The sequence below is a fragment of the Bdellovibrio sp. genome, assembly GCF_047637665.1.
GTDB lineage: Bacteria > Bdellovibrionota > Bdellovibrionia > Bdellovibrionales > Bdellovibrionaceae > Bdellovibrio.
Window position 1 is genome coordinate 83101 of record NZ_JBLJBT010000043.1, and the last position, 25129, is coordinate 108229.

The window sequence follows — 25129 nt, forward strand, 5'->3', positions numbered from 1 at the left end:
TCTTCAATGTCCTTGAAGAGATCTTTTGCTTTTTTCTAGATTACGTTTCTATTCACACTTACTGCTTCCACAGTCTGCGCAAACAAAACAACCCTCTTGAATTTTTAGGTTATTTCCGCCGCAGCTCGTGCACTTAATGGTCTTGATCTCTTTGATATAAGTCTTCAAGGTACGACCAATCGCTTTTGCAAAAGACGTGATAGTTCCCTCACTCTTAATCAATTGAGAAACCACGAACTCAATATCCGCTCCGTGACGAAGGGCCGTGGAAATCATTCTGGTTAGCGCCTCTTGTTCATCGGATTCGAAGAACTTACGGATATCCGCCAACACCCAGCCATCTTTCGTCTCAAGATTGTAAAGACCCGATTTTTCTTTTACGAGCTTTCCGTTCTTTACATGAGTCGGCAAATGAAGACTGTTTTGTTTCATCGCAAAGACTTCATAAGGGTCATTCCCCAAAAGCCCCACAAGAACCACCCAACGGCTTCCCGCACTTGTGATCTGGTGAATATCACAGTCCAAAGATTTTGGACGAGGAATGGCTTTCGTATGCAATACAGTGGAATCATCTTTAGCAACAATCGCACTTGAAGCGGACAATACTGTCGTCATCGTGCCTTCACGATAAGACGTACATCCTTTAATAGTTCCTGTTTTATAAACGTCGTAATAAAGACGTTTGAAATCCTCGTACGGATAGCTTTCAGGAATATTCACCGTTTTCGACATAGCCGAATCAATGTACTTAGAAAGAACGCCCATTGTCTTAACATGATCATCAATGGTGAGATTAAACGTCGTTGACGCCCAGTCCGCCTGAGGATCCCAGCTCTTATTCTTTTCATGGAAACGAACGGCGTAGTCCCGCACGCGGGATTCCTTCAACAATCCACGAGAAGCATCAAACTTCCAAACGTCGTCATTAAACTTCGTGAAAAGTAAACTTTCATCGCCCTCTTTAGTCCACTGCCATTTTGTTTCAGGACCCGAGATATCATAGGTCTTAGCTTCCCAGTTGATATTCTTAGGAACGCCCAAACCCTCTGGCGGGAACGGCTGCATCACCGTGCGGGTGTATTCAGCCATAAAGATAGGCTCCAATCCGCCAGAAACGTTGTTGGCAAAAACCGAGCTGTTCCCTGTAGGCTGAATAGACAACAAATGACTGTTGCGAATGCCATACTGACCAATCAATTCTTTCACTTCCGGCTTAAGCTTTTCAACGAAATGACTCTTTAAATATTTCTCTTTATTGAAAAGCGGGAATGCGCCTTTTTCCTTCGCCAGCAAAGCCGATGTTTTGTAGGCCTCGTTCATCATGAATGTACCCAAATCTTCAGTCAGCTTAAGAGCTTCCTCGGAGCCGTACTTCACTTTCAACATCATCAATGCGGAACCATAGCCCAACATTCCCAGACCAATTCTTCGTTTCGCTTTAATACTGTCAGCTTGTTCAGGAAGCGGAACCAAAGTTTTGTCATTCACATTGTCCATAAAACGGACCGCTGTCTGAATGGTTTCGCCAAGTTTCTGATAGTTCCAGGTGCCTTTCGCCTCATCAACAAATTGTGTGAGATTCACAGAACCCAACAAACACGCTCCACCCACGGGAAGAACCTGCTCCCCGCAAGGATTGGTCGCGTTGATATGTTCTGCATAATAAAGGTTATTAAGTCTATTGATCGTATCGATAAACAAAATACCAGGCTCATTGCGATTGTAAGTCGACTTCATGATCAAGTCCCAAAGGACATTGGCATTTTCAAAAGTCTTATACGTTTTTACCGGAAGCCCCTTGGCCTTCCATGTGGTCAGATTGCCGTCCCAGTACTTCTTATATTCTTCCTTCGCATTTTCATGGTCAGGGAATTCCAGATTCCAAGGAAGATTGCTTTCCACGGCATTCATAAAGTCATCAGACACAAGGACGGACATATTGAACTTGGTCAAGCGGCCTGGCGTTTGTTTCGCCGTGATGAACTCTTCGATGTCGGGGTGATAAACAGACATCGTCACCATCTGTGCGCCCTTACGGATCTTCTTCTTGCCTTTGTCTTCTGACTTTTTAAAACCACTTCCCGCAGTGATGACAGAGCTTTGCGTGTCCCACATTTCTAAAAGTTTAACCGCTCCAGGAGAATCTCCACCAATTCCACTCACGTAAGCACCACGAGGACGCATCACATCGGCACAAAAACCGTATCCGCCCTCGGACTTAAGAATCAAAGCCTGACGCTTCAACTCGTCCATGATGCTTTCCATCGAGTCTTGATTCTCTCCACGGAAACCACTCACAAAACAGTTGATGTAAGTCGTGCCTTTAAGCCCCGTTCCCGCGTTGGACGTAATACGTCCTCCAGGGACAAATTTAAAATCCTCAAGCAAATCTAAAAATCGCTCTGTCCAATAGTCACGAATCTCGGGAGCTTCAACGGAAGCCAAATCCTTCGCAATAGCAAGGTGGCGATCGTTGACATCTTTTTCACCAGCAAACTTGTATGTGGCTTCGAAAATCTCTTTAGAAAAATCATCATTAAACTGCGTATTGCGCTTTTGAATCTTCGAACTCCCAACCACAGACTCACTCGACGAAGACTTTTCGCTCGCTTTGGCTTTTTTCACTTCAGGGTGAGTGGTTCTTGGTGGCATTTCAGACAAATTAAGATCGGGATTCATTTAAGCTCCTTCGTGGCTCCGAGTTACACCTCAACTAGACCAAGGGATGGTTGGCCTTACAAGAATAATTTCGCAGAAAAATTAGAATCCGATAGAGGGGGCGCCCAAACAAAGCCAACCCGAAAAGCTCAAGATTTAGGAAGGTGGTACTTAGATACCTGGTTTTAATTAAAAATCTTACTTTTGAATGTGCTTACTTTTTAAGCGTTGCTTATTAAGTAAGCAGACCTCTTCACTCCGCGTTGAGGGGTGATTTTAAGCGGCGCTTAAAACCCCGATCATATCCTCCCTCCCGAAGGAGGTCCTCGGTTCATTTAAATTAAAGAGCTTTCCTCAGGAACGAAGGTCTCTCGCACATGCGGCCAGAACCAATCCAGTTGTGGATCTGAGGCGATCACGTCCTTAATAAGAACTTTGATATCCCCTTTGGTGGAGATCTCACGGCGAAGCCAAATTTCAATCTCATCATAACCAGGGCCGATGATCGTGATCTCGACACGACTTAAGAAATGCAGAAGATGCAAATCTCTGGTGGCGACAGATTTACCCTCTGTCTTTCCACGGATGAAATTCAGCACCTCTTGTTTGATTTCGGCGAAGGAACGATAGTTGATACGACGAAGAATAAGATCCGCACGATGATCGCGATTGATCCACCGCTGATGCAAACCTCGTTGTACTAAATTAATAAGGTAGTTTCGCAATACCGAAGAGACCAGACGAAAATCTTCGTCCGGCAACGACATCACCTGCATCAAGTCAACGTAGCGAGCCTGTTCCTGGCCGCGACGAAGGGAGGTGAGTACTTCTGGTATTCTCAGAAGAGATTCGCGAATACCTAGAAGATCGATTCCTGCTCCATCCGTGAAGTAGAGAATTCTCATACTTCTATCATGACCTATCTTTCGAGAATGTGTGTAGAAATTTGATTGTTCACGACCATGGTCTAGCTTGTATTTTTTCGTGCAGACCCCCCGCCTTTTTGATAGGATTGATCGAGGCCCAAGGACTAGGCGCCCGGCAAATTATGCCGGTTAAAAGACAAAGGATTGTACAACAGTGATTTCACGTAACCCGAAGAATCAACGTCCCCCTTTTGAGAAGTGGTACTCTTACATTCTCTTTATCTTTGTTGGTTACTGTATCGCAGATCTCGCTATCCTCGCTTACCGGGATCGCATGTTGCCACAAACCGCCCCCCCCTCTCATCCCAAGGCCTCACACTTTGATTCCGGCATCAGTCGTGGCGCCTACAACACCATCACCAATCGCAATATTTTCGCCTCAACCGGGGTTATTCCTGACGCATTGGTCGACAAATCCAAAGGGAGCGAGTCGCAAAAAGAAGCCGACCCTGTTCCCTCACAACTTCCTCTTAATTTGATCGGCACACTCGTCCATTCCAACCCCGATAAATCCATCGCGGCGATCGAAGTGCGCGGGAAAAACCAAGTCACATCTTACAGCCCCGGAAAAGAGATTGAAGGCATGGCTTCCATCCTTCGCGTCGAAAGACAAAAAGTGATCTTCCGCAATCTCAACTCCAACCGTCTTGAATATATTGAGATGAAAAAGGACGGCAATAAGGTCGCCTTCGGTGCTGGCGTTAAATCTTCAGGCGGAGGCGCTCAAGAAGTCCAAAGAGTTGGCGGCAACAGTTTCGTCATCAAAAGAGCCGATCTTCTTAAATACACCAACGATCTCTCCAGCATCTTAATGCAGGCACGGGCCGTTCCAAATCGCGAACCCGGCACGGGAAATATCAACGGCTTCCGTCTTTTGGATATGCAGCCCGGAAGTATTTACGAACAGCTTGGATTGCAACGCATGGACGTTATCAAATCCGTCGATGGCACCCCCGTCGACAGCCCGGCAAAAGCCATGGAACTTTACAACACTCTCAAGAACTCACCGAAGGTAACTCTTCAGGTGGAGCGAAACGGCAAAAGTGAAACCATGACTTACAATATTCAGTAAAGCCTGGGCCGTACTTGAAATAGATTAATTAATCCTCAAGAAGAGGAGAGGAAAAATGAAAAAAACCATCAGCATAGGAATTGCTTCATTGATGACAGCCCAACTTGTGGGCCCTGCAGCGCATGCTCAGTTTGAGGATTTCCCTCCACCTCCACCACCTCCAGATTTCGACGACTCAGGAAGCAACTTTCCTTCAGCCCCTTCCACTCTTCCCGGGAGCCCCGCTTCTGGAGCTTCACGAGGACATAATAAAGGCGCCAATGATGTTTTAAGCAAAACGGCCAAGGACAAGTTCGCCAAGGCCCCTATCGAAGACATCAATAGCGCCAACTTCCCTGAGACGATTGAGTCTTTTGATTTTCCCAATGTAGAAATCACCGACGTCATCAAGGCAATCAGTGAGCTTACGGGAAAAAACTTTATTATTGATCCCGGCGTCCGCGGAAAAATCACCATCATTGCCCCAAGCAAAATTACGGTGGCCGAAGCCTATAAAGCTTTCTTATCTGCTTTGGCAATCAACGGTTTCACCGTTGTCCCTTCTGGCAGCTTCCTCAAAGTGAAGTCGGCTCGAAATGCCCAACGCGACAACATCGAGACTTTTTCGGGCGCTTACTACCCGAACAGCGATCAGATGATCACGCGGATCATCCACTTAAAACATATTTCGGCAGCGCAAGTAAATAGAGACCTCCGCATTCTTCCTTCCAAAGATGGGGAAATGAACATTTACGAGCCCACGAACTCGATCATCATTTCAGATTACGGCTCCAACATTGACCGCGTGATGAAAATCATCAGTCAATTGGACGTTCCGGGATTTGAAGAACAACTTGAAGTTATCCCTATTAAGTATGCAAAAGCTAAAGACCTTGCCGATCTCGTTGATAAGATCGTCAACAAGGGAAGCAAATCCCAAGGCTCTGCTCCCGGCACCTTCACCGCCGGTGTTCCCCGCTTCTCTCGTTCTGCTAGCGCAACCTCACAGCAAGGGGCCAGCTTCTTTATGGCCATCCCTGATGATCGTACTAATTCGATCATCGTGGTGGGCAATAAATCCGGCATCGTGCGTATTAAAAAGTTGATCTCTCAACTTGATTTCAAAATCCGCCCTGAAGAATCCGGCGGTGTGTATGTTTATTACGTCAAAAATGGCGACGCCGAGAAAATTGCCCAAACTCTTCAAGGCGTCACAAAAGATGCGACGCCCAAACCGGCAACCGGCGGAAGTCTTCTTTCCCCTATTGGCGCCAGTGGCCAAATGCAAGCTCCTCAAGAGATCTTCGGCGGCGATGTTAAAATCACGGCCGACAAGACCACGAACAGCCTTGTCATCACTGCCAGCAAACAAGACTACGAAGTCGTGTTGAATCTTTTAGGCAAAATCGACATTCCTCGCGATCAAGTCTTTGTCGAGGCTATCATCATGGAGATGAGTGCCAATGATGGAAACTCTTGGGGCGTTGGATATTATAAGTACGGCGATTCTGGTTACGGAAAGGTTGGATTTAACGGCGGAATGAACTTGAACGAGTTCCTCAGTCCTACGGGCGGAAACGGTGCCGTGATTGGATTTGGCGAAGGCAAGGTTGTTGAAGTCACGGATCCTGTTTCTAAAACGACTCTTAAAATTCCAAGCTTGGTTGGATTTATCAACTTCTTAAAGACAACGAAGAAAGCCAACATTCTTTCTACTCCGCAACTAACCACCTTGGACAATCAAGAAGGCGAAATTGAAGTGGGGGATAAGGTCGTCGTGGGTTCCAATGCAACAAGCTCAGGTACTAGCGGCACCACCATCACGACGCCGGTTTTCGAAGACGCTACGATCAAGTTGACACTGAAGCCCTTCATCAGCCCTTCGACCAACGCCATTCGCATGGAGATCAAACAACAGGTGTCCCAGCTGTCGACAGCAAGTACACCCAAGGCTTTCCAAGACTCCACTCAGCCCTTGGCGAAACGCTCTATCAAAACCGTGATCAACGTGAACAACGGCGACACTGCGGTTCTGGGGGGCTTAATGAAGGAACAAGACATCGAGTCCGTGACGAAAGTGCCTCTTCTCGGTGACATTCCAATCATCGGCTGGTTGTTTAAATCCCGCACGATCGTTAAGGATAAAACCAATATGGTGGTCTTCTTGACTCCGAAGATCATTCGCAGCTCTGCGGATGCCAACCAGATTGTTTCGAAAAAACTAAATGAACGTATCGACTTTATTAAATCTCAAGGTGGCGTAGATCCTTTTGGCAAGAAGATGGATGAGGTGTACCGCAAGGCCCAATCTCCATCGGCTCCGTCAGAACCTACAGCCCCTGTTATTGAAGAGGAATAATTGTAATGGCCTCCGTGGATATTCAAACCATTCTGTCGAAAGCAACTTCCTTGTCGCAGGACCAAATCCGTTCTGTGCTGAACAACCCCTCGGTGGTGAGACCCATCACCGTGGGTGAAGCGCTGTCGGCAAAAGAGTTTTCCACGGCGGATGAAGTCGTCGCCGATCTCTGCAAAGAATTGGGTTTGGATTTTATTCGCGACATCCCCGTCAGCGATATCGCCGTCGACTTGATCCGAGATCTTCCCATCAACTACGCTAAACAGCACAATATTCTCCCCTACAAAGATGAACAAGATACGCTGACGGCTTTAACCAGCAATCCTGTCAATCTCAAGGCGTTGGATGACTTGAAGGTTCTTTTCGGCAAACGCGTACGCCCGCTTATCACGACCACCAGCCGCATCCAAGATGCGATCAATAAGGTCTACGAAAAAAGCACCGCCAATCTTTCCGGTCTCGATGAAATCGAGGATGAAGACTATGATCTTGATGATCCCATCGTCGACTTGCTTGAAGCTGGTGAAGACGATGCACCCGTGATCAAGATGGTGAACAGCCTCATGTTCCGCGCGGTCAAAGAAAAAGCGTCTGATATTCACATAGAACCCTACGAAAAAGACATGGTCGTGCGCTTCCGTACAGACGGTATTTTGTTCGATGTCTTTAAACCACCCAAAAAGCTTCAAAACGCCATCACGTCTCGTATCAAAGTTATGGCCAATTTGAATATCGCAGAAAAACGCCTGCCTCAAGATGGCCGTATCCCCTTGAAAGTGGGCGGTAAAGATATCGATATTCGTCTTTCTACGGTCCCGACGGCTTTTGGCGAGCGCCTGGTGATGCGTATTCAAGATAGATCCAATATCGTTCTTGAACTGACTCAGCTAGGATTCTCGACGGAAAATCTGGAAAAGCTCGACGATCTTTTAAGTCGCAGTTACGGAATCTTCCTTGTCACGGGTCCGACCGGCTCAGGAAAATCGACGACTCTTTATGGCGCTCTTTCTAAATTAAACAAACCGGATGTCAATATCCTGACCGTGGAAGATCCCGTGGAGCAACGAATCCACGGCATCGGACAAGTGCAAGTGAACTCGAAGATCGGCCTCACCTTTGCCGCGGGTTTGCGCTCTTTCCTTCGTCAAGACCCCGACATCATCATGGTAGGTGAGATTCGTGACTTGGAAACCGCAGAACTGGCCATTCAGGCTTCTTTGACCGGTCACTTGGTCCTTTCCACTCTTCACACCAATGACTCCGCAGGCTCCTTCCCCCGTCTGATTGACTTCGGCGTGGAGCCGTTTTTGATCGCCACGTCTATTATGGGCGTCGTGGCACAACGTCTTTTACGGATCCTTTGCCCGCACTGCAAAGCTCCCTACGAACCTTCTGATTTTGAATTGCAGCTTCTAGGGATCACCAAAGAGCAGGCTAAAAATGCTCACATCTGTCGCGCCATGGGATGCAATCATTGTGGGCAGAAGGGGTACTCCGGTCGTACTACGATCAGCGAATTATTGGTGGTGACTGATGACATCCGTTCACTGGTCATGCAAAGAAAAGATGGTAACTCCATCAAAAAACAAGCGGTGGCCAACGGGATGAAAACGTTCCGTGACCATGGTATACAGAAAGTGCTTGCCGGGATCACGACCATTGAAGAACTGACTTCCAACACCCAGCTTGATATCTAGGAACGACCATGCCTATTTTTGAGTACAAAGGCCTTAAAAGAGATGGAAAAAACGTCAAAGGTGTTATTGACGCTGAAAACCTGCGCGCGGCGCGGGCCAAACTCAAAAAAGACAATATCTATGTCGTCGATATTCGCGACAAGAAAAAATCAGATCCCAAAAAGAAACAAGGACCTCGCTCTACCAAAAAAGTAGGCGTCAAAGAACTGTCTTTGATGACCCGTCAGTTGGCAACGCTGATCAAAGCCAATATTCCTCTGGTAGACGCCCTCACGGCCGTTTCTGAACAGGTGGAAAATCCCGTTCTTTCCGAGGCGATTGCCGACTGCAAAAACATGGTGAATGAAGGTTCGCCCCTGCATAAAGCACTTGCGAAATATCCCAATGTTTTTACAAACATTTATATTTCGATGGTCGAGGCCGGAGAAATGTCGGGAAGTTTGGATGTGATCTTGATGCGTTTGGCAGAGTTCACCGAAGCTCAGGCTGATTTGCGAGCCAAAGTCAGCAGCGCCATGACCTACCCGATTATCATGATGACCGTGACCTTAGGACTTCTGGGATTCCTTTTTGTCTTTTTGATTCCCAAAATGGTGACGGTCTTTGAATCCGCTCCCAACCTCCAACTTCCTTGGTACACGGTGACACTTATCGACGCCAGTCAGTTTGTCGTCAACTACTGGTATTTGCTTGTAGGAAGTGCCTTGATCCTGTTTCTTCTATTTAAAAACTGGAAGAACACTCCTGCTGGGCGCAATCAGTGGGATGCCATTTCTTTAAAGCTTCCCATCATCGGCCCGACGGTTCGCATGGTGGCGGTCTCTCGCTTCACTCGCACCTTGGCGACGTTGCTTAACGGCGGCGTCCCCATGCTGGCCGCTTTGGATATCGTTCGCAACGTCGTCAACAATCATGTTTTGGCGATCGCCATTGATGAAGCGCGCAGCAACATCTCAGAGGGGGAATCCATTGCCGGCCCTTTGAAAAAATCAGGCCAGTTTCCTCCCATCGTTATTCACATGGTCAACATCGGGGAAAAAACCGGCGAGCTTGAAAACATGCTGTCTCAGGTGTCTGACGCCTACGATTTCCAAGTGAAAACAAAGCTAGAAGGCCTCACAAGCTTGATGGGTCCAGTCGTGATTGTCCTGATGGGTTTTGCTATTGGAATGATCGTCGTTGCCGTGATGGTGCCTATGTTTGAAATGGCGAACATCGCTGGATAACGCAGCCCCCTCATGTCTCGCAAATATTATGTGACATAGGTCGAGAGATTGCCTTCAGGTTTTCTTTACCTGGATGGGGGCTTCTGCTATTCTCAATGTCTGTTAAACAAGGAGTAAGTATGTCTCTTCTTAAGAACCGCCGAGGTATGACTCTGATTGAGATCATGATCGTTCTTGCGATCATCGGCAGTATTGCAGCCCTTCTACTACCTAACATCACAGGTCAGTTGGATAAATCAAAAGTCAAAGAAGCTCGTATTCAAATGACTCAAATCGTGAATGCCCTTTCTATGTACTACACAGATTGCGGAAAATACCCTCAAAGCCTTGAAGGCCTTGCTAAAGCAGATCCAAACTGCTCGAACTGGGGACCAGAACCTTACTACAAAAAAGATCTTAAAGATCCATTTGGACATGAGTTGGTTTACGAACTTGATGGCAGTGAATACTCTTTGAAATCTCTAGGTAAAGACGGCCGCGAAGGTGGCTCTGGAAACGACAAAGATATCACTCTTGAGGATATCCAGTAGGCCTTGATGTCATCTCAGAGGGGCTTCACTCTTATTGAAATCATGGTAGTGCTGGCGATCATCGCGGCCATCATGGTTGTTGCAGCCCCTCGTTTTGCAAAAAAAGACGCCAACATCAAATCAGTCGCTCGGCACTTTCTGGTGCTCAGCAAAGAAATTCGCAATAAAGCCCGTCTGTCCAATTCAACCTACCGCCTGGCCATCAGCATGGAAGCCGGCGAAGAAAAGTACTGGGTTGAAAGAGCCAACGGCCCCCAACCCGTCAATCCCGAGGCTTACGAAAAAGCCAAAGAAAAAGAGAGCGAAAAAGAAGAAGGCGCACCTCCTCCTCTTTTTCAGATGGATAAATCCGTCACCAAGAAAGAACAAACTCTTCCCAATGGGCTGCGCTTTGGCTCGGTGGAAACCATTAACATGAAGTCCCCTCTTACTTCCGGCGTGGCCTACGTTCACTTTTTCCCAGAGGGATTTGTCGAAGCGGCGGCTGTACAGATCACAAACGGAAATAATTTAACTTGGACTCTTGTTTTTAATCCTTTAACGGGTCAAGCTGATATCATAGAGAAAGCTACTTCGTTAAAGGACATTCAACGGTGAGAAAAAACGGATTCACATTGATAGAGACCGTGATAGCCATGGTCATCCTGTCCTCAGGTCTTCTCCTTCTGGCGAACTCCTGGAGTGGCAGTTTTATGCGTATTCGTAAGACTCAGTTGTCCACGGAAGTCTCTGCCCTCCTTGAAAGAAAAATGGTCGAAATTGAAATGGAGTATGCAGGAAAACCCTTGGACTCCATTCCCGAAGAAAAAGAAGACGACTTTGGCTCTGAGTACCCACAGTACTCTTGGAAAATGACTTCCAAAGAATTTGAAGTTCCCGATTTCTCAGCCACCTTGACGGCCCAAGCCGGGGGCGCTGATGAGCTGACTTTGACAATCATGAAAACTTTGGCGGAACACATGTCAAAATCCATCAAGGAAGTCAAAGTCACCGTCGTCTTCAAAGGCCCCAAAAAACCTTTAGAGTTTTCAGCCACACAGTATTTTGTCGATTACGATAAGCAGCTTCCTCTTCCTTCCATTCCCGGAGTCGGACAATGAGAAATCATCGCGGCTTCACCATGATTGAGCTGATGATCACAATCACGATTCTGGGGACTCTCACGGTCCTCACGGCCCAGGCCATCTCCCAAGCGATTCGCGCAAAGGTAAAACTACAAGATCAAATTGACGACGTGTCACGCTTAAGAGACGCCACCCGCCTGATTGAACGAGATATTAATTTGGCCTATCACTACCGTGATATCGAAAAAGAGTTGGAGCAAATTCTTAAAAAGAAGAACAACCCCAACCAACAAACACCCCCCGGAACCCCAACCCCCCTTCCACCAGAAAACCCTCAAGATCCTGCCAGCCGTCGGGAGGTGCCGCGCCGTGACCCGGAAACTCACTTTGTCGGCAATGGCGAAAGCATGGATTTTGTCACCTTGAACAACGCACGAACCGTTCGAAACTCGCGTCAGGCTGACTTCATTGAAGTAGGCTACTCATTGAAGGACTGTAAAAATCTTCGCGACGACAAGACATCTTCTAAATGTCTGTGGCGACGCAGCTCTCCTTATGTCGATCTTGATGTGACCAAAGGGGGCAATGAAGTTGTTCTGCTTGAAAACGTCTCTGAATTTAAAATTCGTTACATGGGTAAAGGGAAGCAAGATTGGGTCTCTGACTGGAGAACCGACGCCCAGGGTGATGGCGCGACGAAAGGGAAATTCCCTCAGGCCGTTGAGGTTTCGCTGACTGTTGAGAAAAAAGAAAAAGGAAAATCCAAAAAATATTCAATGCAAGTGATCGTCCCCATTCACTTCCCCAACAATCCAGAGGAGGGAACCAATGCGCAAGGAAATCAAACTTCTTGGCCGCAATCTCAGTTACCCACTCAATAATAAACGTGGGGTTGCCTTGATGGTGGCCATTGCCTGCATCATGTTGATTATGTACTTCGCAATGGAAGTCTCCTATGACTCGAATGTGGAGTATCTTGTGAACTCTCAGGGATTGAATCGCGTGAAGGCGTATTATGCGGCAAAATCAGGAATGCAGCTAAGCCTTCTGCGCATTAAGATATACCAACAAGCCCAGGAAAAGTTTGGGGCCCAATTGGGCGACAGTCCTATGTTAGATCAAATTTGGAAGTTCCCTTTTGCTTGGCCCCTGCCTATCCCCGATGAACTCAGCGCTGTCGATAAAGACAACTTTAAGAAGATCTTTAAAGAATCCTCAATGGACTCCAGCTACATCGTCACAATTGAAGACGAGGGCTCTAAGATTGACCTCAATGATTTAAACTCCCCTTCAAAGTCCTTGCAGGAAACGACCAAAAAACAATTGCTCAATATTTTCGAACAAAAAAAGAAAGACGATGAGGCATTCGCTCGCGAATACAGCAACGTGCGTTTCGATGAGTTGGTGAACAATATCGCCGACTGGATGAGCGCGAAGTCACAATCATTCAACGGGGGCGACAAAAGATCGCACTATGCCGATCTCAATCAAGAGTCCCAAAGCGACTACTTCCCTCCCAATCGCAACTTCCGCACGATTGCAGAGCTGCATATGGTGCCAGGAATGAATGACGACTTTTTTGATCTTCTTCAGCCACGCATCACCATCTACGGGATGAAAGGAATTAATCCCAATCTTGCGACCAAAGATGTTCTTAAATCTTTAGACCCCGCCATGACCGACGAAGTGGTCGGAGAAATCATCAAAAGACGTGAGACCGAGTCTGAAGGGGGCCCCTTTAAATGCGATCAAAGCGGTGGAAGCTCTGACTTCTGGAACTTTGTTCAATCCCGAGGCGTTCGCGTCATGGGAAATCCTGAAGACATCCCCATGACCTGCGATACGGTGATGAACTTCAAAATCCGCAGCACCGGAGAATTTGCCGGAGCCACCCGAGAAATTACCGCCATCGTAATGGATCTCAATCGCACTGCGACCAAGGTAAAATCTTATGTAGATAAAGAGAAACAAGACCAGGGCTCCAAATCGGATCAAAAGCAGAAACAACAGCAGAAGAAAGATCCTCTTCCCAAGGGGCCTCCGCGCATTGTCTATTGGAATGAAAGATAGCCGGGCGAATGTTCTTTGTTTATCCCGACCAACGTCAAGAGATCATCCTAACCCCCGATAACCAAAAGACAATTTAAACTATACACAGCGCCTTTCCTCGCATAAACTAAGACCAAAAGCTCGTTCATGGAGGAACGCGTGAAATCTCTCGGCATAGACATTGGTTCGAGCAGCATCAAAATTGTGGAAGTGCAAAGCACCTCCAAAGGTTTTCAGGTCGCTCAATTTTTTGAGCACCCGCTGAATATTGCTCCGGGCGCAGATCAAGAACTTGAAATAATTGAATTCCTCCGCGACTTCACCAGTCACTACGACCCTAATCAAACTCGTTTTGTTATGGCGCTTCGTCAAGATCGCGTGGCCATTCGTAATAAATTTTTTCCGTTCAACGATCGCATTAAAATCTCTAAAAGTTTGGCTTTTGAATTAGAAGAGGATATTCCTTTTTCTTCCGACAATGCCATCTTTGACGCGAAAATTGTGCGCACCGTGGGCGGCGGCGCAGAGGTCTTGGCGTGCGCGGCTCCGAAAATCCATGTGCAAAACTGTCTGCAAAGAGCTCAAGACGCGGGAATTGACCCTTACTTGATTTCGGCCGAAGGAACGGCTCTGGCCAACGTTTTTGAAAAGTGGAATGAAGCACCTCCGGCCTTGTTGGCCCCGGCCATTGCCTTGAATGATGAAGACAACCGTCCGGTTCGCCATATCAATTTGATTTTGAACATGGGGCATACCCGCACCCTGGTCAGCGCCTTTGAGGGCAACTCACTGATTGCCGTCCGCTCTATTCTTTGGGGTGGTAAAAATATCGCCGACGCGATTTCGAAAAAATATGAAATCCCTTTCCTTGACGCTATTAAAGAGCTGCAAACCAAAGCGTTTATCTTGACCAATAAACAAGGGGCGACTTTTGATCAAGTCACTTTCTCTGACACTATCGCAAAAAGTGTTCGCGAAATGGCACGTGATCTCCAGCTTTCCATTCTTGAACTGAAAAGTGAGTTCAACGCTCAGATCGATAGCATCGGCTTGACTGGTGGCGTTTCCCAAATTCAGAACATCGGCCCCTTCTTGACTCAACTTCTGGAAGCCCCCGTAAATCGCACTTCCACTTTGGATTTAATTCCGAATGTCCTTTTTGAACGCTCGGCCTCCAATGGCGCCAAAGCGGGCGTTGCTCTAGGGCTGGCGATTGAAGGTTTTAAAAAGCCACGCAACCCTCCCCTCAATTTTTTACGTGGGGAGTATGCCAAAGAAAACCACCAAGTTAAAATGTTCTGGGAAAAATGGGGACACACTGCCAAGATTGCAACGGCAGCTCTTTTGGTTCTCTTTGTTTACACGTCCCTGCGCGAAACCTTTTCAATGAGTCTGGCGGAAAGAACTCAAGAGGTCCTTAAATCTCAAGCCAAAACAGTGGCCGGCCTTAAAGGCAAAAATGCCTCTGAGAACGGCATCCGCAAATACATCCGTGAAAATAAAAAACGGGCCGCTGATCTGAAAACTCTCGCCAGCGTCGCCAACATGAACTCTGCCCTCGATATCGTCAAAAAGATCAATGACGCGGCTCCCGGGAAAACGGCTGTCACTTTGGATGTTCATGATTTGCAAATCAACGACACCCAGGTGGCATTGCAAGGTTATGTGAACTCTCCGCAAGAGATGAGTCTTTTACAGCAGTCTCTTGCGAACATCACCGTCGATGGACAGGTTAGATCTCAAAAATCATCCTTGGGATCACTCCCCGGAAAAACAGCTTTTTCATTCAGCTTTAATGTCGATCGCGGCATCCAAAAGGTGGCAAGATGAATTTAGAGGACCTAAAGGACAGACTGGTTAGCGACGCCCGCCAAACTTGGGAAAGAGTCCAAGACAGCGCCGCCTACAATCAATTGCGAGATCGTTACGAAAATATGACACCGGCGATGCAAAAGCTGACCTCTGTCGGAGCCATTGCTTTTGTCGCCTTTGCCATTCTTTCCGTCCCCTATTCATATTATTCTCAATCGCAAGATTATGTCGGTGAGTTTGAAAGCAAACGCATGACGATTCGCGAACTTCTCAAGGTCAGTCGCGAATCCTCTGACGTTCCCCAGATCCCTCAAGCTCCTTCCATGGATATAATTCGCTCAAATATTGAGAATCAAATTAAATCCGCCAACCTACTGCCTGAACAAATCAAAGGAACAGAAGTTTTGGATAACAACTCTCAGTTGGTTCCAAAAAATCTGACAGAGGGAGTTTTGCAAGTCAGCCTAGCCAAACTCAACGTGCGCCAAGCCATGGACTTGGGCTATCAACTTCAGAACATCAATCCCAGCGTCAAACTGAAGGACTTGGTGATCACCGCCAACCGTGAAGACTCTCGCTATTTTGATGTCGTTTATAAACTAGTCGCTTTGGCCGTCCCGGAAGCTCCGCAAATTCCTTCCGAACCAACAAAACGCAGTGGTGGCATTCGGGATCGCCTGAAAAATCGCAACACTGAAAGCGGAGACGAATAGGCATGGAACAACTTCGTCAGCTTTTCCGATTTATCAAAGAAGGAAAAGGGAAAATCTTTGTCATGGTTTTTTCCTCCTTGGTGTTCTTGTTCTTTCTTTTCCCATTTGATGACTTGAGTGATCTGATCTCGTCCCAGGTTTCAAAACTTTCCAACAATACAGTTTATGTTCAATTCGACAAACTGAAGATGAGTCTATTCCCTCAACCTGGCGTGAAAATGGATCAAGTGTACATTGAATCCATTCGAACACCCGCCCTGTCGGCGCAAGAGTTGGTCATCACACCTTCGGTCTCTGGAATCATCCAGCAAAAACCTTACGGTCATGTGTCTGCGAAAGGCCTCTTGAAAGGTGATGTGGATCTTCATGTCGGTAAAGGAACCAAAACTGAGAACGGTGTCGAAAGACAGCGCCTCGAGGTCTCTGCGAAAAAAGTCTCTTTGCATGACCTCCGCGAACTGGCGAATCTGCCGGTCCTTCTCAAAGGTCAGTTGGATTTACAAACAACAGCCCTCGCGGATCTGTCCTTCCAAGAACAACCCGATGTCGAACTGGATCTTACGATCAGCAAGTTTGAGCTTCCTCCTTCAAATGTAAACACCCCCATGGGCCCCCTCACCTTGCCCGATCTTAAGCTGAGCACGGTTGAACTCAAAGGCCGTCTGGCGGCAGGACGCTTTATCATCGAAACCGGCACTATTGGAAAACCTGGTGATGAACTGTATGGTTCAATCAAAGGAAACATCGGATTGAATATCGTCAACAATGGCGGAGCTTTTTCTCACCAAATCGGAGCTTATAATTTTGAAATTGATCTGAAGACAAAGAAGAGCTTTCAAGATCGCGCCGCTCTCTTCCTCACTTTCATTGATGGCTATAAAACGCCCACCAATGAAGGCTCACAATACAAGTTCAAGGTTTCAGCGACAAATCCCATGATGCCCCCCAGTATTGGGGCTGCGCGTTAGTCCGATTTTAGATCTCCATCTAGACCCCTCTTAAATTAAACTGAGCAGGGGTCTGCTTAAAAATTGCACACCCCTTTCCGCAAATAAAAGAGAGTCCGAAGTCCTTATTGACTTCACTCTTAAACTGACCAAAAACGAAATGGTCAAATTTGGAGGGAATATGTCAGGTGTAAATAAAGTCATTCTAGTAGGCCGTTTGGGAGCAGATCCTGAAGTAAAAGCTATCGGCAGCGGCAGCACAGTTGCTCGCCTTAATATCGCTACAAGTGAGTCTTGGGTGAAAGACGGCCAAAGACAAGAGCGTACAGAATGGCACCGCGTAACTGTATGGGGCAAACTAGCAGAAATCTGCGGTAAGCACCTTTCTAAAGGTCGCCAAGTCTATGTCGAAGGCAAACTTCAAACTCGTCAATGGGAAGACCAACAAGGTCAAAAACGCTACACGACTGAGATCGTAGCAAGCACCGTTCAGTTCTTGGGTTCTGCGGGTGCCGAAAGTGGTGCGGGTCGTTCGACTTCTACTGGAAATGATGATTTCAACTTCCAAGATTTCGGTCCAGAGCCTAGCTTCAACTCCAACGACGAAATCCCGTTCTAAAGAACAGCACGGAAATTTATGTCAGCCCAAAGCCCCGATTTCATATCGGGGCTTTTTATTTGGTCCAGTCTCTCTTATAATAAAAAGCCTATGAAGTGTTTTCTCTTTCCAACACTTATGGGGCTTTTATTAAGCGGTTGTACCATCTACCGCTCCGAAGGACGTAAACAGTTCGAATCCGAAGCCCCCACAAAAATCTCTACCGCTTCCCCCTCCTCCACCTCTTTTCAACTGAAGGGTTGTAAAAAGGAAGGGCGCCTTGAGACTTGGTTCAACGAAGAATTCCCGTCACAAAGTTATGAACTGGTGACCGCGGAATCTGATTTGGAAATCTGGCGCACTCATCGCGACAAACGCATCGAGGTCAAAGCCTTGCAACGAAGTGAGACAGGAACGCAATCTTGCACCTACGAATTCGCGAACGACGTCGTTTGGAATCTTTATAAAGATCAGTTCATTAGAGAGCTTGAAAACAACTTGATGACTCTTGAATAGGAAAACAACACGTGATCTCTAAAAAATGCCTTCTTGCTGCCGCCCTGTTTTTATGTTGGACCTCTTCCGTCTATGCAGCCTCTGTGTCGGCCGTAAAGGGCACTAAAGTTCTGATCAATCTCGAGGGAGATAGCGCCGCAGAGGGAGAAGAATTTTACCTCATCAATCCAGACAGTCGTAAGAAGACGGCCGTCATTCGCATTAAACAAATCAAAGGCAGTAAAGCTCTTGGCGAAATTATCAAGGGCCGCGCGGAAAGTGGTTATGGCTTACAAGCCAAGGCCCCCACTCCGATCAGTGCTGATGTTGAATCCACGGACAGCTACAGTGAAACACCTAGAAAAAGAGACTCCGGTTCTTATCTGCGCACCCTGAAGGATTCTTACGGCGTGGTCGGCGGATACCTTATGAACTCGATGACCGCCGATGTCTCTTACAAAGATGGCTTTGGTCAGAGTCAAAAAACCTCTGCCAGCATGAGTGGATCAGGATTTGGGGTTGGCGGTTTCTATGACTACGTCCTTGGCGGCGATTTCGTAGGACGAGGTTATGCGGGTATTGAACAGTTCAATGTTTCTGGCTCGGCTTCCGCCGCCGCCTGCTCAAGCTCCACCAGTTGCGACGCAAACATCAATTATCTTTCTTTGTATGGATTAGGAAAATGGTATCCCCTTCAAAGCGGCGCCTATCGCGCCTGGGTTGGCGGCGGACTCGGTTACCTCTTGGCTCTTTCCAAATCAAGTTCAGCGCTGAACCAATCACAAATTTCAACAAATCAAGTGTTCACTTTCGCCGTAGGAGCAGACATTCAACGCGATAGAAAAAATTATATTCCCATCAGTGTCGAGTATAATTTGTTCCCCGCATCTGACACAGTGAAAGCCAGCATGATTATGATTAAAGCCGGATGGGCTTGGAATCTATAGATTATAAACTGATCCCTCTGCCTGTGCATACCATGCTAAGACCTCACTCTGATTTGGGCGAGGTTCGGACCTCTGACCTTGTTTCTTGTATTCAGGAATGAATATTCCCAAGCCCGATCTTTGCTCCAGCCCCTTAAAACATGGCTCAGCTATCTATTCATCACAGAAAGTGCCCCCATTGTGGCTCTAACCACTTCGTAAAAAGAGGGTACTTCTATAAACAACACACCAAAACCTACATCCCCAGATACAACTGCAAATCCTGTAATAAGACCTTCTCAACAAGAACTCTGTCGCCTACATTCAGACAAAAACGCACGGATCTAAACCCCCAGGTCTTTCAGTATCTCACATCAGGAGCCAGCATTAGAGCTACAGCCAAAGCCCTTGGTTGCACTTACAAAACTGCCTACCTCAAGTTCTTATGGCTCAGCAAAAGAGCCCAAGATATTCATCAAAAGCAGAGATTCTCTTTTAAAGAACTCTACTTCGATGAAATGCTCTCCATTGAGCATACTAAATTAAAACCTCTCACTGTCGCTCTTGCGGTTAGTGACAACTATGAGATCTTAGGAGTTCAAGTCGGAAAAATCCCCGCTCAAGGTAAAATTGCCAGCATCAGTCGCAGAAAATATGGCTACAGACCCAATGAGTCTTCAGTGAAAACCCAGGACCTTTTAACAGAAGTCAAAAGACAAGCTCTTATAAAGAGATTTACCATCAAATCCGACTCCAAACCTGAATACCACCGCATCGTAAAAAAGATCTTCTCAAACCTACCCTACGAACAGTTCATCTCTAAAGAAAACAAAGACAAACGCAGAGAACAAAAGTATCTCAAAACAGAGAAGCATATCTTTGATCCGCTTTTCCCCATCAATCACATTTGTGCAAGATCACGAGATCTCACCAAAAGACTTGTCAGAAGAAGTTGGTGTACAACGAAAGTTCCAGAGCATCTAGAAAGAGCCTTGTATCTTCTAATCGCCAAGAACAATAAGTACAGACTATTTTCTTAGACTGTCGAGGCAGAATTTGGAGGGAGGGAAGGACTTTGATGGCCGAAGTGAGGCCTTCGCGGGGCCTGGATGGCCCCCTGCCGGAGCGACAGCGGAGGTAGGAGCGATGAGGCAGGATGCCGTGCCGAACGCAGCGCCAGCAAAGTCCTTCCCTCCCTCCAAATCCTCGTGCCATCACCAGACTAGGAGATCAGTTTCTATAGATTATCCTGAGGCGGAAACCAGATAACAAAGCGTGTTTTCGCAGAGGCCTCATCCAAATAAAGCTTCCCGTTGTGGGACTGAATAATTCCCTGTGAAATACTCAATCCCAAGCCAACTCCCTGCCCGACTTCCTTGGTGGTAAAAAAAGGCTCCATGATCTTCTCTCGCATATTGTAGGGAACCCCAGGGCCTGTGTCAGAGACACTGATTTCTATTCCCTCTTTGCCTCTCCGGGCTTCAATCACGACTTTTTTATACTTACTCGCTTGAACGGCATCCAAGGCGTTGTTAAGTAAATTCAAAAGAACCTGAGAAATTTGATAAGATCGGGCTTTGATCTTTAGTTGAGGTTCTAACACCGCAGAAAGCTCCACACCCTCCAACTTAAATCTTTCATGGCAAAAAGCCAAAGTATCATCAACCAATGACTCAATGGACACCCACTCATCGCCACTGGCCTCTGACTCTCGCGAATAAGTGCGCAGTCCACGAACAATCTTGGCGATTCGTTGTACGACAGATTCAATGGAGTCGGTTTTCTTCTGCAATTCTTGATCGTCCCCCAACCCTTTGTGTTGCAGCGTCTTACGCAAAACGCCGACGTGCCCACTAATGATGGCTAAGGGATTATTGATTTCGTGGGCGATTCCAGCGGCCATTTCTCCTAATGACGCCAGACGAGCCGAGGTTAACATCTTAAGTTCTTGATCCTTCAGAATTTTTTCTTTTTCTCTCAATTCAGTGACGTCTTCAAGAATCTCTAAATAACCTGTGATCTCTCCGTTCTCGTTGCGAATCGGATTCATCGACATCGTCATCACATAACGTTTTCCTGATTTGCTGATTTGAGTCCACTCGGAAGCTCTTGTCATTCTCAACTTATCGGCCGCCGAGATAAAGTCCACACCTAAAGCAATGGGGTAACCCAACTCCCTCTCCATCTTCGTTCGGACCTCGTGCACTTCATTCATATCATGAAAGATCAATGGAGTGGCTTGCCCCACAACTTCTTCGTTTTTGTATTCCAAGAGTTCTTCGGCCGTCTTATTCATCTCGCGAATCACTGTATTTTTATCCAGGGATATAATCAGCAATGGAACGCTGTTCATACCTGCTGTTTTAAAATCATAGGCTTCTTTCGCGGCACGCTCGGATTCCTTGGCAAGATTATAAAATCGCAGAGCGATCCCCAAAAGAAGTGACACACTCACTCCAAACAAAAGAACCACACCCGGAAGATTTGAAGTATTCTCTCGAATCACTGCGTCCGATGGAACAACCTCGATTTCCCAATGAACGCCAAGCTCCCGGTAAGAACTATTCACTTTCCAGTCACGGGCAAAAACGGGATCCGGCGTCCCTTTACGGAAAACCTCTCGTCCTTGCTCATAGATCACCAAGTCGTATCCGGGAATATCAGCGACCTCATTAAAAAATGGTTCAGACAAAACTGCGGCCGCGACGACCCCTTCGTATTTCGTCTCCACATGAATCGGAACAAAAAGGACAAATCCTTTTCCGCCAGTTCTAAATTCAATGATGTTCGACAAGGAAACTCTGTGACCCTTTGTCAGCTCCATAAAACGGGCCTGGAGATCTTTACTCGTTCCCCACACCTTGGTGTTTAGAAGTTGAGTCCCTCCACCAGACGCCGGATAGGCCCAACGAATCACCCCTTCTTGATCGGCCCAAAAAAGGCGATGCAACCCACGGAACTCAGCAAAAAAACCTTCAGCATCCACCTTCCACATTTTCTCATTAGGATATGCTCCTGCGGAAAATCTTCGCGACATCTGCCCTAAGGATTTTTCTAATGGAGTAAAAACATTATCAAGATGAGCCTTCAAACTCTCGACCCGTATTTGGGTCAACCTCTTATTTCTTTCTTGATCTCTTAAAACCAAAAGCTGCCATATCAATATCGTCGTCAGGACCCCTGTCACAACCACAAAAAACGGCGCCAACGCCCGATCGTGAATGGAAACTTTTCCCACCTGAAGACGCAAGAACCACAGCGTGGCCAGCGCCAACATCGTCAACGACAGCGAGGTATGAAGCGCCATCCGGGAAAAACTTCCCCATCCGTATTCAGAGTTAAAACCCAAAAAATAGCTGAGACTTCCTATGAGCGAAAACCCCAATACTAAAGAAGCTCCTGTCGCACTCAACATTTGGAAAGTGTATTTTTCTTTCTTCTGACAACAGGACAAAGCCAGAATCAACAAGCACGTCGCCGTACTTACAGCCATGCGCCCCGGAAAAGGCATGCCAATACTGTAAAAGGGCTTATTAAAAAAGGTATCCATGCCTAAATCAATCGCGAAGATATATTGAATTAAGGTGACACCGCTGATAACGACGACAACCCCCACGGAGACTTTGGAGATAAGAGACGTCTTAGCATTTGCAAAGGCAATCCCTGTCGCCAAAGCGACAAGGCAAAGTCCTGTATTAAAAACCATGGGGGACAAGTCGGGTCCCAGCTGAATGATGGTTGGATTCTGCAAGATCCATCCGATCATGACGGCGATACCAACGACAAAAACGATCGACGCCAGTATCTGATGCAATCTTTGAGAAAACTTAGTGAATAACACGAGTGACACCAATTATACCTTTGATCTTTTGAATCTCATAGATAGCTTGGTTCAACTGGCTGGCGTTCTGTACACTGACTTCAAAATGACAAACAGCTTTTTTATCTTTAGTCGTACGAATTTGCGCTGACTGAATGTTGATCCCTTGCTGCGCAAAAGCCTCCGACATTAACTTCAATAATCCAGGAATGTCTTGAGAAATAATCTTAAGGCGAACGACTCGCTCTTGTCCTTCGCCGGCCTGCTTCACATTCCAGTTCACATCAACCTTACGAAGCTGATCAAACTCAAAAGCTTTGCGACAGTCACTGCGATGAATAGTGATACCACGTCCTCGACTGATAAAGCCGACAATAGGATCTCCAGGAATTGGATGACAGCATTTCGCATAGTGAACCAGAACGTCATCCATACCATCGACGCTGATCAAAGAATTTGTCTTACGAGTTTTTTGAGTCGCCGCACGCATGACTTTTTCCATGAAGGAAGAATCATCCGTCTTCGCCGCTTCTTTGGCGATGTTTTCAGGAGTCAGTCTTTCAACCAAAATTCGCGTTTCAAGCTTTCCGTATCCCACAGTGACATAAAGCTCATCAATATCCGCAAGTCCGTGATCTTTAAGATAGGCTTCAAAAGCAGGTCCTTTGAGGTACTTCACGGCCGCCATGCCAAATTTGCGGAACTCTTTTTCCACCAATTCTTTCCCCAGCATGATCGCGCGGCGACGCTGTTCTTCTTTGACGAAAGCGCGGATTTTTGACTTGGCTTTGTTCGTAACAACAAACTTGAGCCAGTCTTTAGAAGGAACTTGGGTTTTAGAGGTCATCACCTCAACCGTATCCCCGTTTTGCAATTGATATTTCAAAGGAACCATTTTACCATTCACACGGGCGCCGACAATGCGATTTCCCAACTCTGTGTGAACCGCATAGGCAAAATCAACAGGCGTAGCCCCTTCGGGAAACTCACGCACGTCCCCTGTCGGAGTAAACACGTAAATTTCCGTCTCAAACAAGTCCGTCTTCACGGTATCTAAAAACTCATCCGGACTGCGCACTTGTTGATGTAGGGTCACCAAATCACGCAGCCAGTTGGCTTGCTGAAAGTCAGAATCATCGACCATCTTGCCGCGCTCTTTATACTTCCAGTGGGCCGCGATCCCGCGCTCTGCAACCAAATGCATTTCTTCAGTACGAATTTGAATTTCAATACGCTCCCCGCCAGGCCCAATGACGGTCGTATGCAAAGACTGATAGTTATTGGCTTTCGGCATGGCGATGAAATCTTTAAACCGCCCCGGGATCGGCTTCCACAGCGAATGCACAAGCCCCAAAGCCGCGTAACATTCGGCCACATTTCCCACAATCACCCGGAACGCCAGAACGTCATAAACCTGATCGTAATCAATATTACGAGACTGCATCTTACGATAGATGGACCACAAGTGCTTCGAACGTCCATACACCTCAAACTTGAAACCGGCCTTTGTCAGTTCCTTTGAGATCATGCCTTTAACGTCGTCAATGTAACGATTCTGTTCCGCCTCGGTCTTCTTAAACTGTTGGACCAATTGATAATACACGTCAGGGCGATAGTAGCGGAAACACAAATCTTCGAGTTCAATCTTCAAGGAGCTAATACCCATGCGCCCCGCAAGAGGCGTGTAGATTTCAAGAGTCTCTAAAGCAATGCGCTCTTGTTTTTCAAAGGGCATGAAATTCAAGGTTCGCATGTTGTGAAGTCGGTCCGCCAACTTCACCAGCACGACGCGAACATCTTTTCCCATCGCCACGATCATTTTGCGAATATTCTCGCCTTGTTTCTCGTGACTGTTTTTGAACTTCATCTGACCAATCTTAGTCACTCCATCCACCAGATGGGCAATCACCTCGCCGAATTCCCGGCGGATGTCTTCCAAAGTCGCGTGAGTGTCCTCCACCGTGTCGTGGAGAAGTCCTGTCGCAATGGTGTCCAAATCTAAATGAAGATCCGCCAAAATGGCGGCGACAGAAAGAGGGTGAGAAATATAAGGCTCTCCACTTCGACGAATCTGTCCTTCGTGAGCTTTCTCTGAAAAAGAATAAGCTTTTTCGATCACCTTTAAGTCTGCGTTCGGGTAGTAACTGCGAATACGACTCAGAAGATCTTCTAAAGTTTTCACAGGCTTTTGGCTTACGCCATTCTCTTTCAGGGGTTCAACCATATCTAAAAAGTTTACCCGAGGAGTCGAAGGGCTC

20 protein-coding genes are annotated in these 25129 nt (G+C 46.9%); 16 read left to right on the plus strand and 4 right to left on the minus strand.

The window, feature by feature from the left end:
• Positions 1-48 precede the first annotated feature (48 nt).
• Both ACM64D_RS14760 and ACM64D_RS14765 read right to left on the minus strand, forming a co-directional pair.
• On the minus strand, positions 49-2679 hold the full coding sequence (locus ACM64D_RS14760; RefSeq protein WP_415063996.1) for an adenosylcobalamin-dependent ribonucleoside-diphosphate reductase: 2631 nt from the start codon (positions 2677-2679) through the stop codon (positions 49-51).
• Positions 2680-2993: 314 nt separating this feature from the next.
• The gene (locus tag ACM64D_RS14765; RefSeq protein WP_415063997.1) at positions 2994-3563 is read right to left on the minus strand and encodes a hypothetical protein; all 570 of its coding nucleotides are present in this window, start codon (positions 3561-3563) and stop codon (positions 2994-2996) included.
• 175 nt (positions 3564-3738) lie between these two features.
• Between ACM64D_RS14765 and gspC the strand changes: the two genes are divergently transcribed.
• From gspC to ACM64D_RS14845, 16 genes are all read left to right on the plus strand, one after another.
• Positions 3739-4656: a type II secretion system protein GspC gene (gspC, locus tag ACM64D_RS14770; protein ID WP_415063998.1), complete on the plus strand. Its 918-nt coding sequence runs from the start codon at positions 3739-3741 to the stop codon at positions 4654-4656.
• A gap of 55 nt (positions 4657-4711) precedes the next feature.
• Positions 4712-6994: a type II secretion system secretin GspD gene (gspD, locus tag ACM64D_RS14775; RefSeq protein WP_415063999.1), complete on the plus strand. Its 2283-nt coding sequence runs from the start codon at positions 4712-4714 to the stop codon at positions 6992-6994.
• A gap of 5 nt (positions 6995-6999) precedes the next feature.
• Complete coding sequence (gspE, locus tag ACM64D_RS14780; protein WP_415064000.1) at positions 7000-8691, plus strand: type II secretion system ATPase GspE; 1692 nt, start codon at positions 7000-7002, stop codon at positions 8689-8691.
• Positions 8692-8699: 8 nt separating this feature from the next.
• Positions 8700-9917 carry a type II secretion system inner membrane protein GspF gene (gspF, locus tag ACM64D_RS14785; protein ID WP_415064001.1) on the plus strand — a complete coding sequence of 406 codons (1218 nt, stop codon included), beginning with the start codon at positions 8700-8702 and terminating at the stop codon, positions 9915-9917.
• 119 nt (positions 9918-10036) lie between these two features.
• A complete protein-coding gene (gene gspG / locus ACM64D_RS14790) occupies positions 10037-10447 on the plus strand; it encodes a type II secretion system major pseudopilin GspG (RefSeq protein WP_415064002.1) in 411 nt (136 codons plus the stop codon).
• 6 nt (positions 10448-10453) lie between these two features.
• Positions 10454-11044 (plus strand): Tfp pilus assembly protein FimT/FimU, encoded by a 591-nt coding sequence (locus tag ACM64D_RS14795; protein WP_415064003.1) that lies wholly within the window; start codon positions 10454-10456, stop codon positions 11042-11044.
• Entirely contained in the window at positions 11041-11547 is a 507-nt protein-coding gene (locus ACM64D_RS14800) for a type II secretion system protein (protein ID WP_415064004.1), read from the plus strand. Before ACM64D_RS14795 ends, ACM64D_RS14800 begins: the two co-directional genes overlap by 4 nt.
• On the plus strand, positions 11544-12392 hold the full coding sequence (locus ACM64D_RS14805; RefSeq protein WP_415064005.1) for a type II secretion system protein GspJ: 849 nt from the start codon (positions 11544-11546) through the stop codon (positions 12390-12392). Before ACM64D_RS14800 ends, ACM64D_RS14805 begins: the two co-directional genes overlap by 4 nt.
• Positions 12340-13581, plus strand: a complete 1242-nt coding sequence (locus ACM64D_RS14810) for a general secretion pathway protein GspK (RefSeq protein WP_415064006.1) — start codon at positions 12340-12342, stop codon at positions 13579-13581. Before ACM64D_RS14805 ends, ACM64D_RS14810 begins: the two co-directional genes overlap by 53 nt.
• Positions 13582-13719: 138 nt before the next feature.
• Positions 13720-15390, plus strand: a complete 1671-nt coding sequence (gene pilM, locus ACM64D_RS14815; RefSeq protein WP_415064007.1) for a pilus assembly protein PilM — start codon at positions 13720-13722, stop codon at positions 15388-15390.
• The gene (locus ACM64D_RS14820) at positions 15387-16085 is read left to right on the plus strand and encodes a hypothetical protein (protein ID WP_415064008.1); all 699 of its coding nucleotides are present in this window, start codon (positions 15387-15389) and stop codon (positions 16083-16085) included. Before pilM ends, ACM64D_RS14820 begins: the two co-directional genes overlap by 4 nt.
• Before the next feature lie 2 nt (positions 16086-16087).
• Positions 16088-17053: a type II secretion system protein GspN gene (gspN, locus tag ACM64D_RS14825; RefSeq protein WP_415064009.1), complete on the plus strand. Its 966-nt coding sequence runs from the start codon at positions 16088-16090 to the stop codon at positions 17051-17053.
• Positions 17054-17213: 160 nt separating this feature from the next.
• Complete coding sequence (locus tag ACM64D_RS14830; protein ID WP_415064010.1) at positions 17214-17651, plus strand: single-stranded DNA-binding protein; 438 nt, start codon at positions 17214-17216, stop codon at positions 17649-17651.
• Positions 17652-17741: 90 nt separating this feature from the next.
• Complete coding sequence (locus ACM64D_RS14835) at positions 17742-18146, plus strand: hypothetical protein (RefSeq protein ID WP_415064011.1); 405 nt, start codon at positions 17742-17744, stop codon at positions 18144-18146.
• Positions 18147-18157: 11 nt separating this feature from the next.
• Positions 18158-19072 carry a hypothetical protein gene (locus tag ACM64D_RS14840; RefSeq protein WP_415064012.1) on the plus strand — a complete coding sequence of 305 codons (915 nt, stop codon included), beginning with the start codon at positions 18158-18160 and terminating at the stop codon, positions 19070-19072.
• A 140-nt stretch (positions 19073-19212) separates the two neighbouring features.
• Positions 19213-20091 carry a transposase gene (locus tag ACM64D_RS14845; protein WP_415064013.1) on the plus strand — a complete coding sequence of 293 codons (879 nt, stop codon included), beginning with the start codon at positions 19213-19215 and terminating at the stop codon, positions 20089-20091.
• A 197-nt stretch (positions 20092-20288) separates the two neighbouring features.
• Here ACM64D_RS14845 and ACM64D_RS14850 read toward each other — a convergent pair whose 3' ends face one another.
• Both ACM64D_RS14850 and ACM64D_RS14855 read right to left on the minus strand, forming a co-directional pair.
• Positions 20289-22892: an ATP-binding protein gene (locus ACM64D_RS14850; RefSeq protein WP_415064014.1), complete on the minus strand. Its 2604-nt coding sequence runs from the start codon at positions 22890-22892 to the stop codon at positions 20289-20291.
• Positions 22879-25095, minus strand: coding sequence for a RelA/SpoT family protein (locus tag ACM64D_RS14855; protein ID WP_415064015.1), 2217 nt, complete (start codon positions 25093-25095; stop codon positions 22879-22881). Before ACM64D_RS14855 ends, ACM64D_RS14850 begins: the two co-directional genes overlap by 14 nt.
• Positions 25096-25129: the final 34 nt, after the last annotated feature.

Excerpts from the sequence above, each read along its gene's own strand:
- ACM64D_RS14760 (WP_415063996.1), bottom strand. The coding sequence starts at position 2,679 with ATGAATCCCGATCTTAATTTGTCTGAAATGCCACCAAGAACCACTCAC.
- ACM64D_RS14765 (WP_415063997.1), bottom strand. The coding sequence starts at position 3,563 with ATGAGAATTCTCTACTTCACGGATGGAGCAGGAATCGATCTTCTAGGT.
- gspD (WP_415063999.1), top strand. The coding sequence starts at position 4,712 with ATGAAAAAAACCATCAGCATAGGAATTGCTTCATTGATGACAGCCCAA.
- gspE (WP_415064000.1), top strand. The coding sequence starts at position 7,000 with ATGGCCTCCGTGGATATTCAAACCATTCTGTCGAAAGCAACTTCCTTG.
- gspF (WP_415064001.1), top strand. The coding sequence starts at position 8,700 with ATGCCTATTTTTGAGTACAAAGGCCTTAAAAGAGATGGAAAAAACGTC.
- gspG (WP_415064002.1), top strand. The coding sequence starts at position 10,037 with ATGTCTCTTCTTAAGAACCGCCGAGGTATGACTCTGATTGAGATCATG.
- ACM64D_RS14795 (WP_415064003.1), top strand. The coding sequence starts at position 10,454 with ATGTCATCTCAGAGGGGCTTCACTCTTATTGAAATCATGGTAGTGCTG.
- ACM64D_RS14805 (WP_415064005.1), top strand. The coding sequence starts at position 11,544 with ATGAGAAATCATCGCGGCTTCACCATGATTGAGCTGATGATCACAATC.
- ACM64D_RS14810 (WP_415064006.1), top strand. The coding sequence starts at position 12,340 with ATGCGCAAGGAAATCAAACTTCTTGGCCGCAATCTCAGTTACCCACTC.
- ACM64D_RS14820 (WP_415064008.1), top strand. The coding sequence starts at position 15,387 with ATGAATTTAGAGGACCTAAAGGACAGACTGGTTAGCGACGCCCGCCAA.
- gspN (WP_415064009.1), top strand. The coding sequence starts at position 16,088 with ATGGAACAACTTCGTCAGCTTTTCCGATTTATCAAAGAAGGAAAAGGG.
- ACM64D_RS14830 (WP_415064010.1), top strand. The coding sequence starts at position 17,214 with ATGTCAGGTGTAAATAAAGTCATTCTAGTAGGCCGTTTGGGAGCAGAT.
- ACM64D_RS14835 (WP_415064011.1), top strand. The coding sequence starts at position 17,742 with ATGAAGTGTTTTCTCTTTCCAACACTTATGGGGCTTTTATTAAGCGGT.
- ACM64D_RS14845 (WP_415064013.1), top strand. The coding sequence starts at position 19,213 with ATGGCTCAGCTATCTATTCATCACAGAAAGTGCCCCCATTGTGGCTCT.
- ACM64D_RS14855 (WP_415064015.1), bottom strand. The coding sequence starts at position 25,095 with ATGGTTGAACCCCTGAAAGAGAATGGCGTAAGCCAAAAGCCTGTGAAA.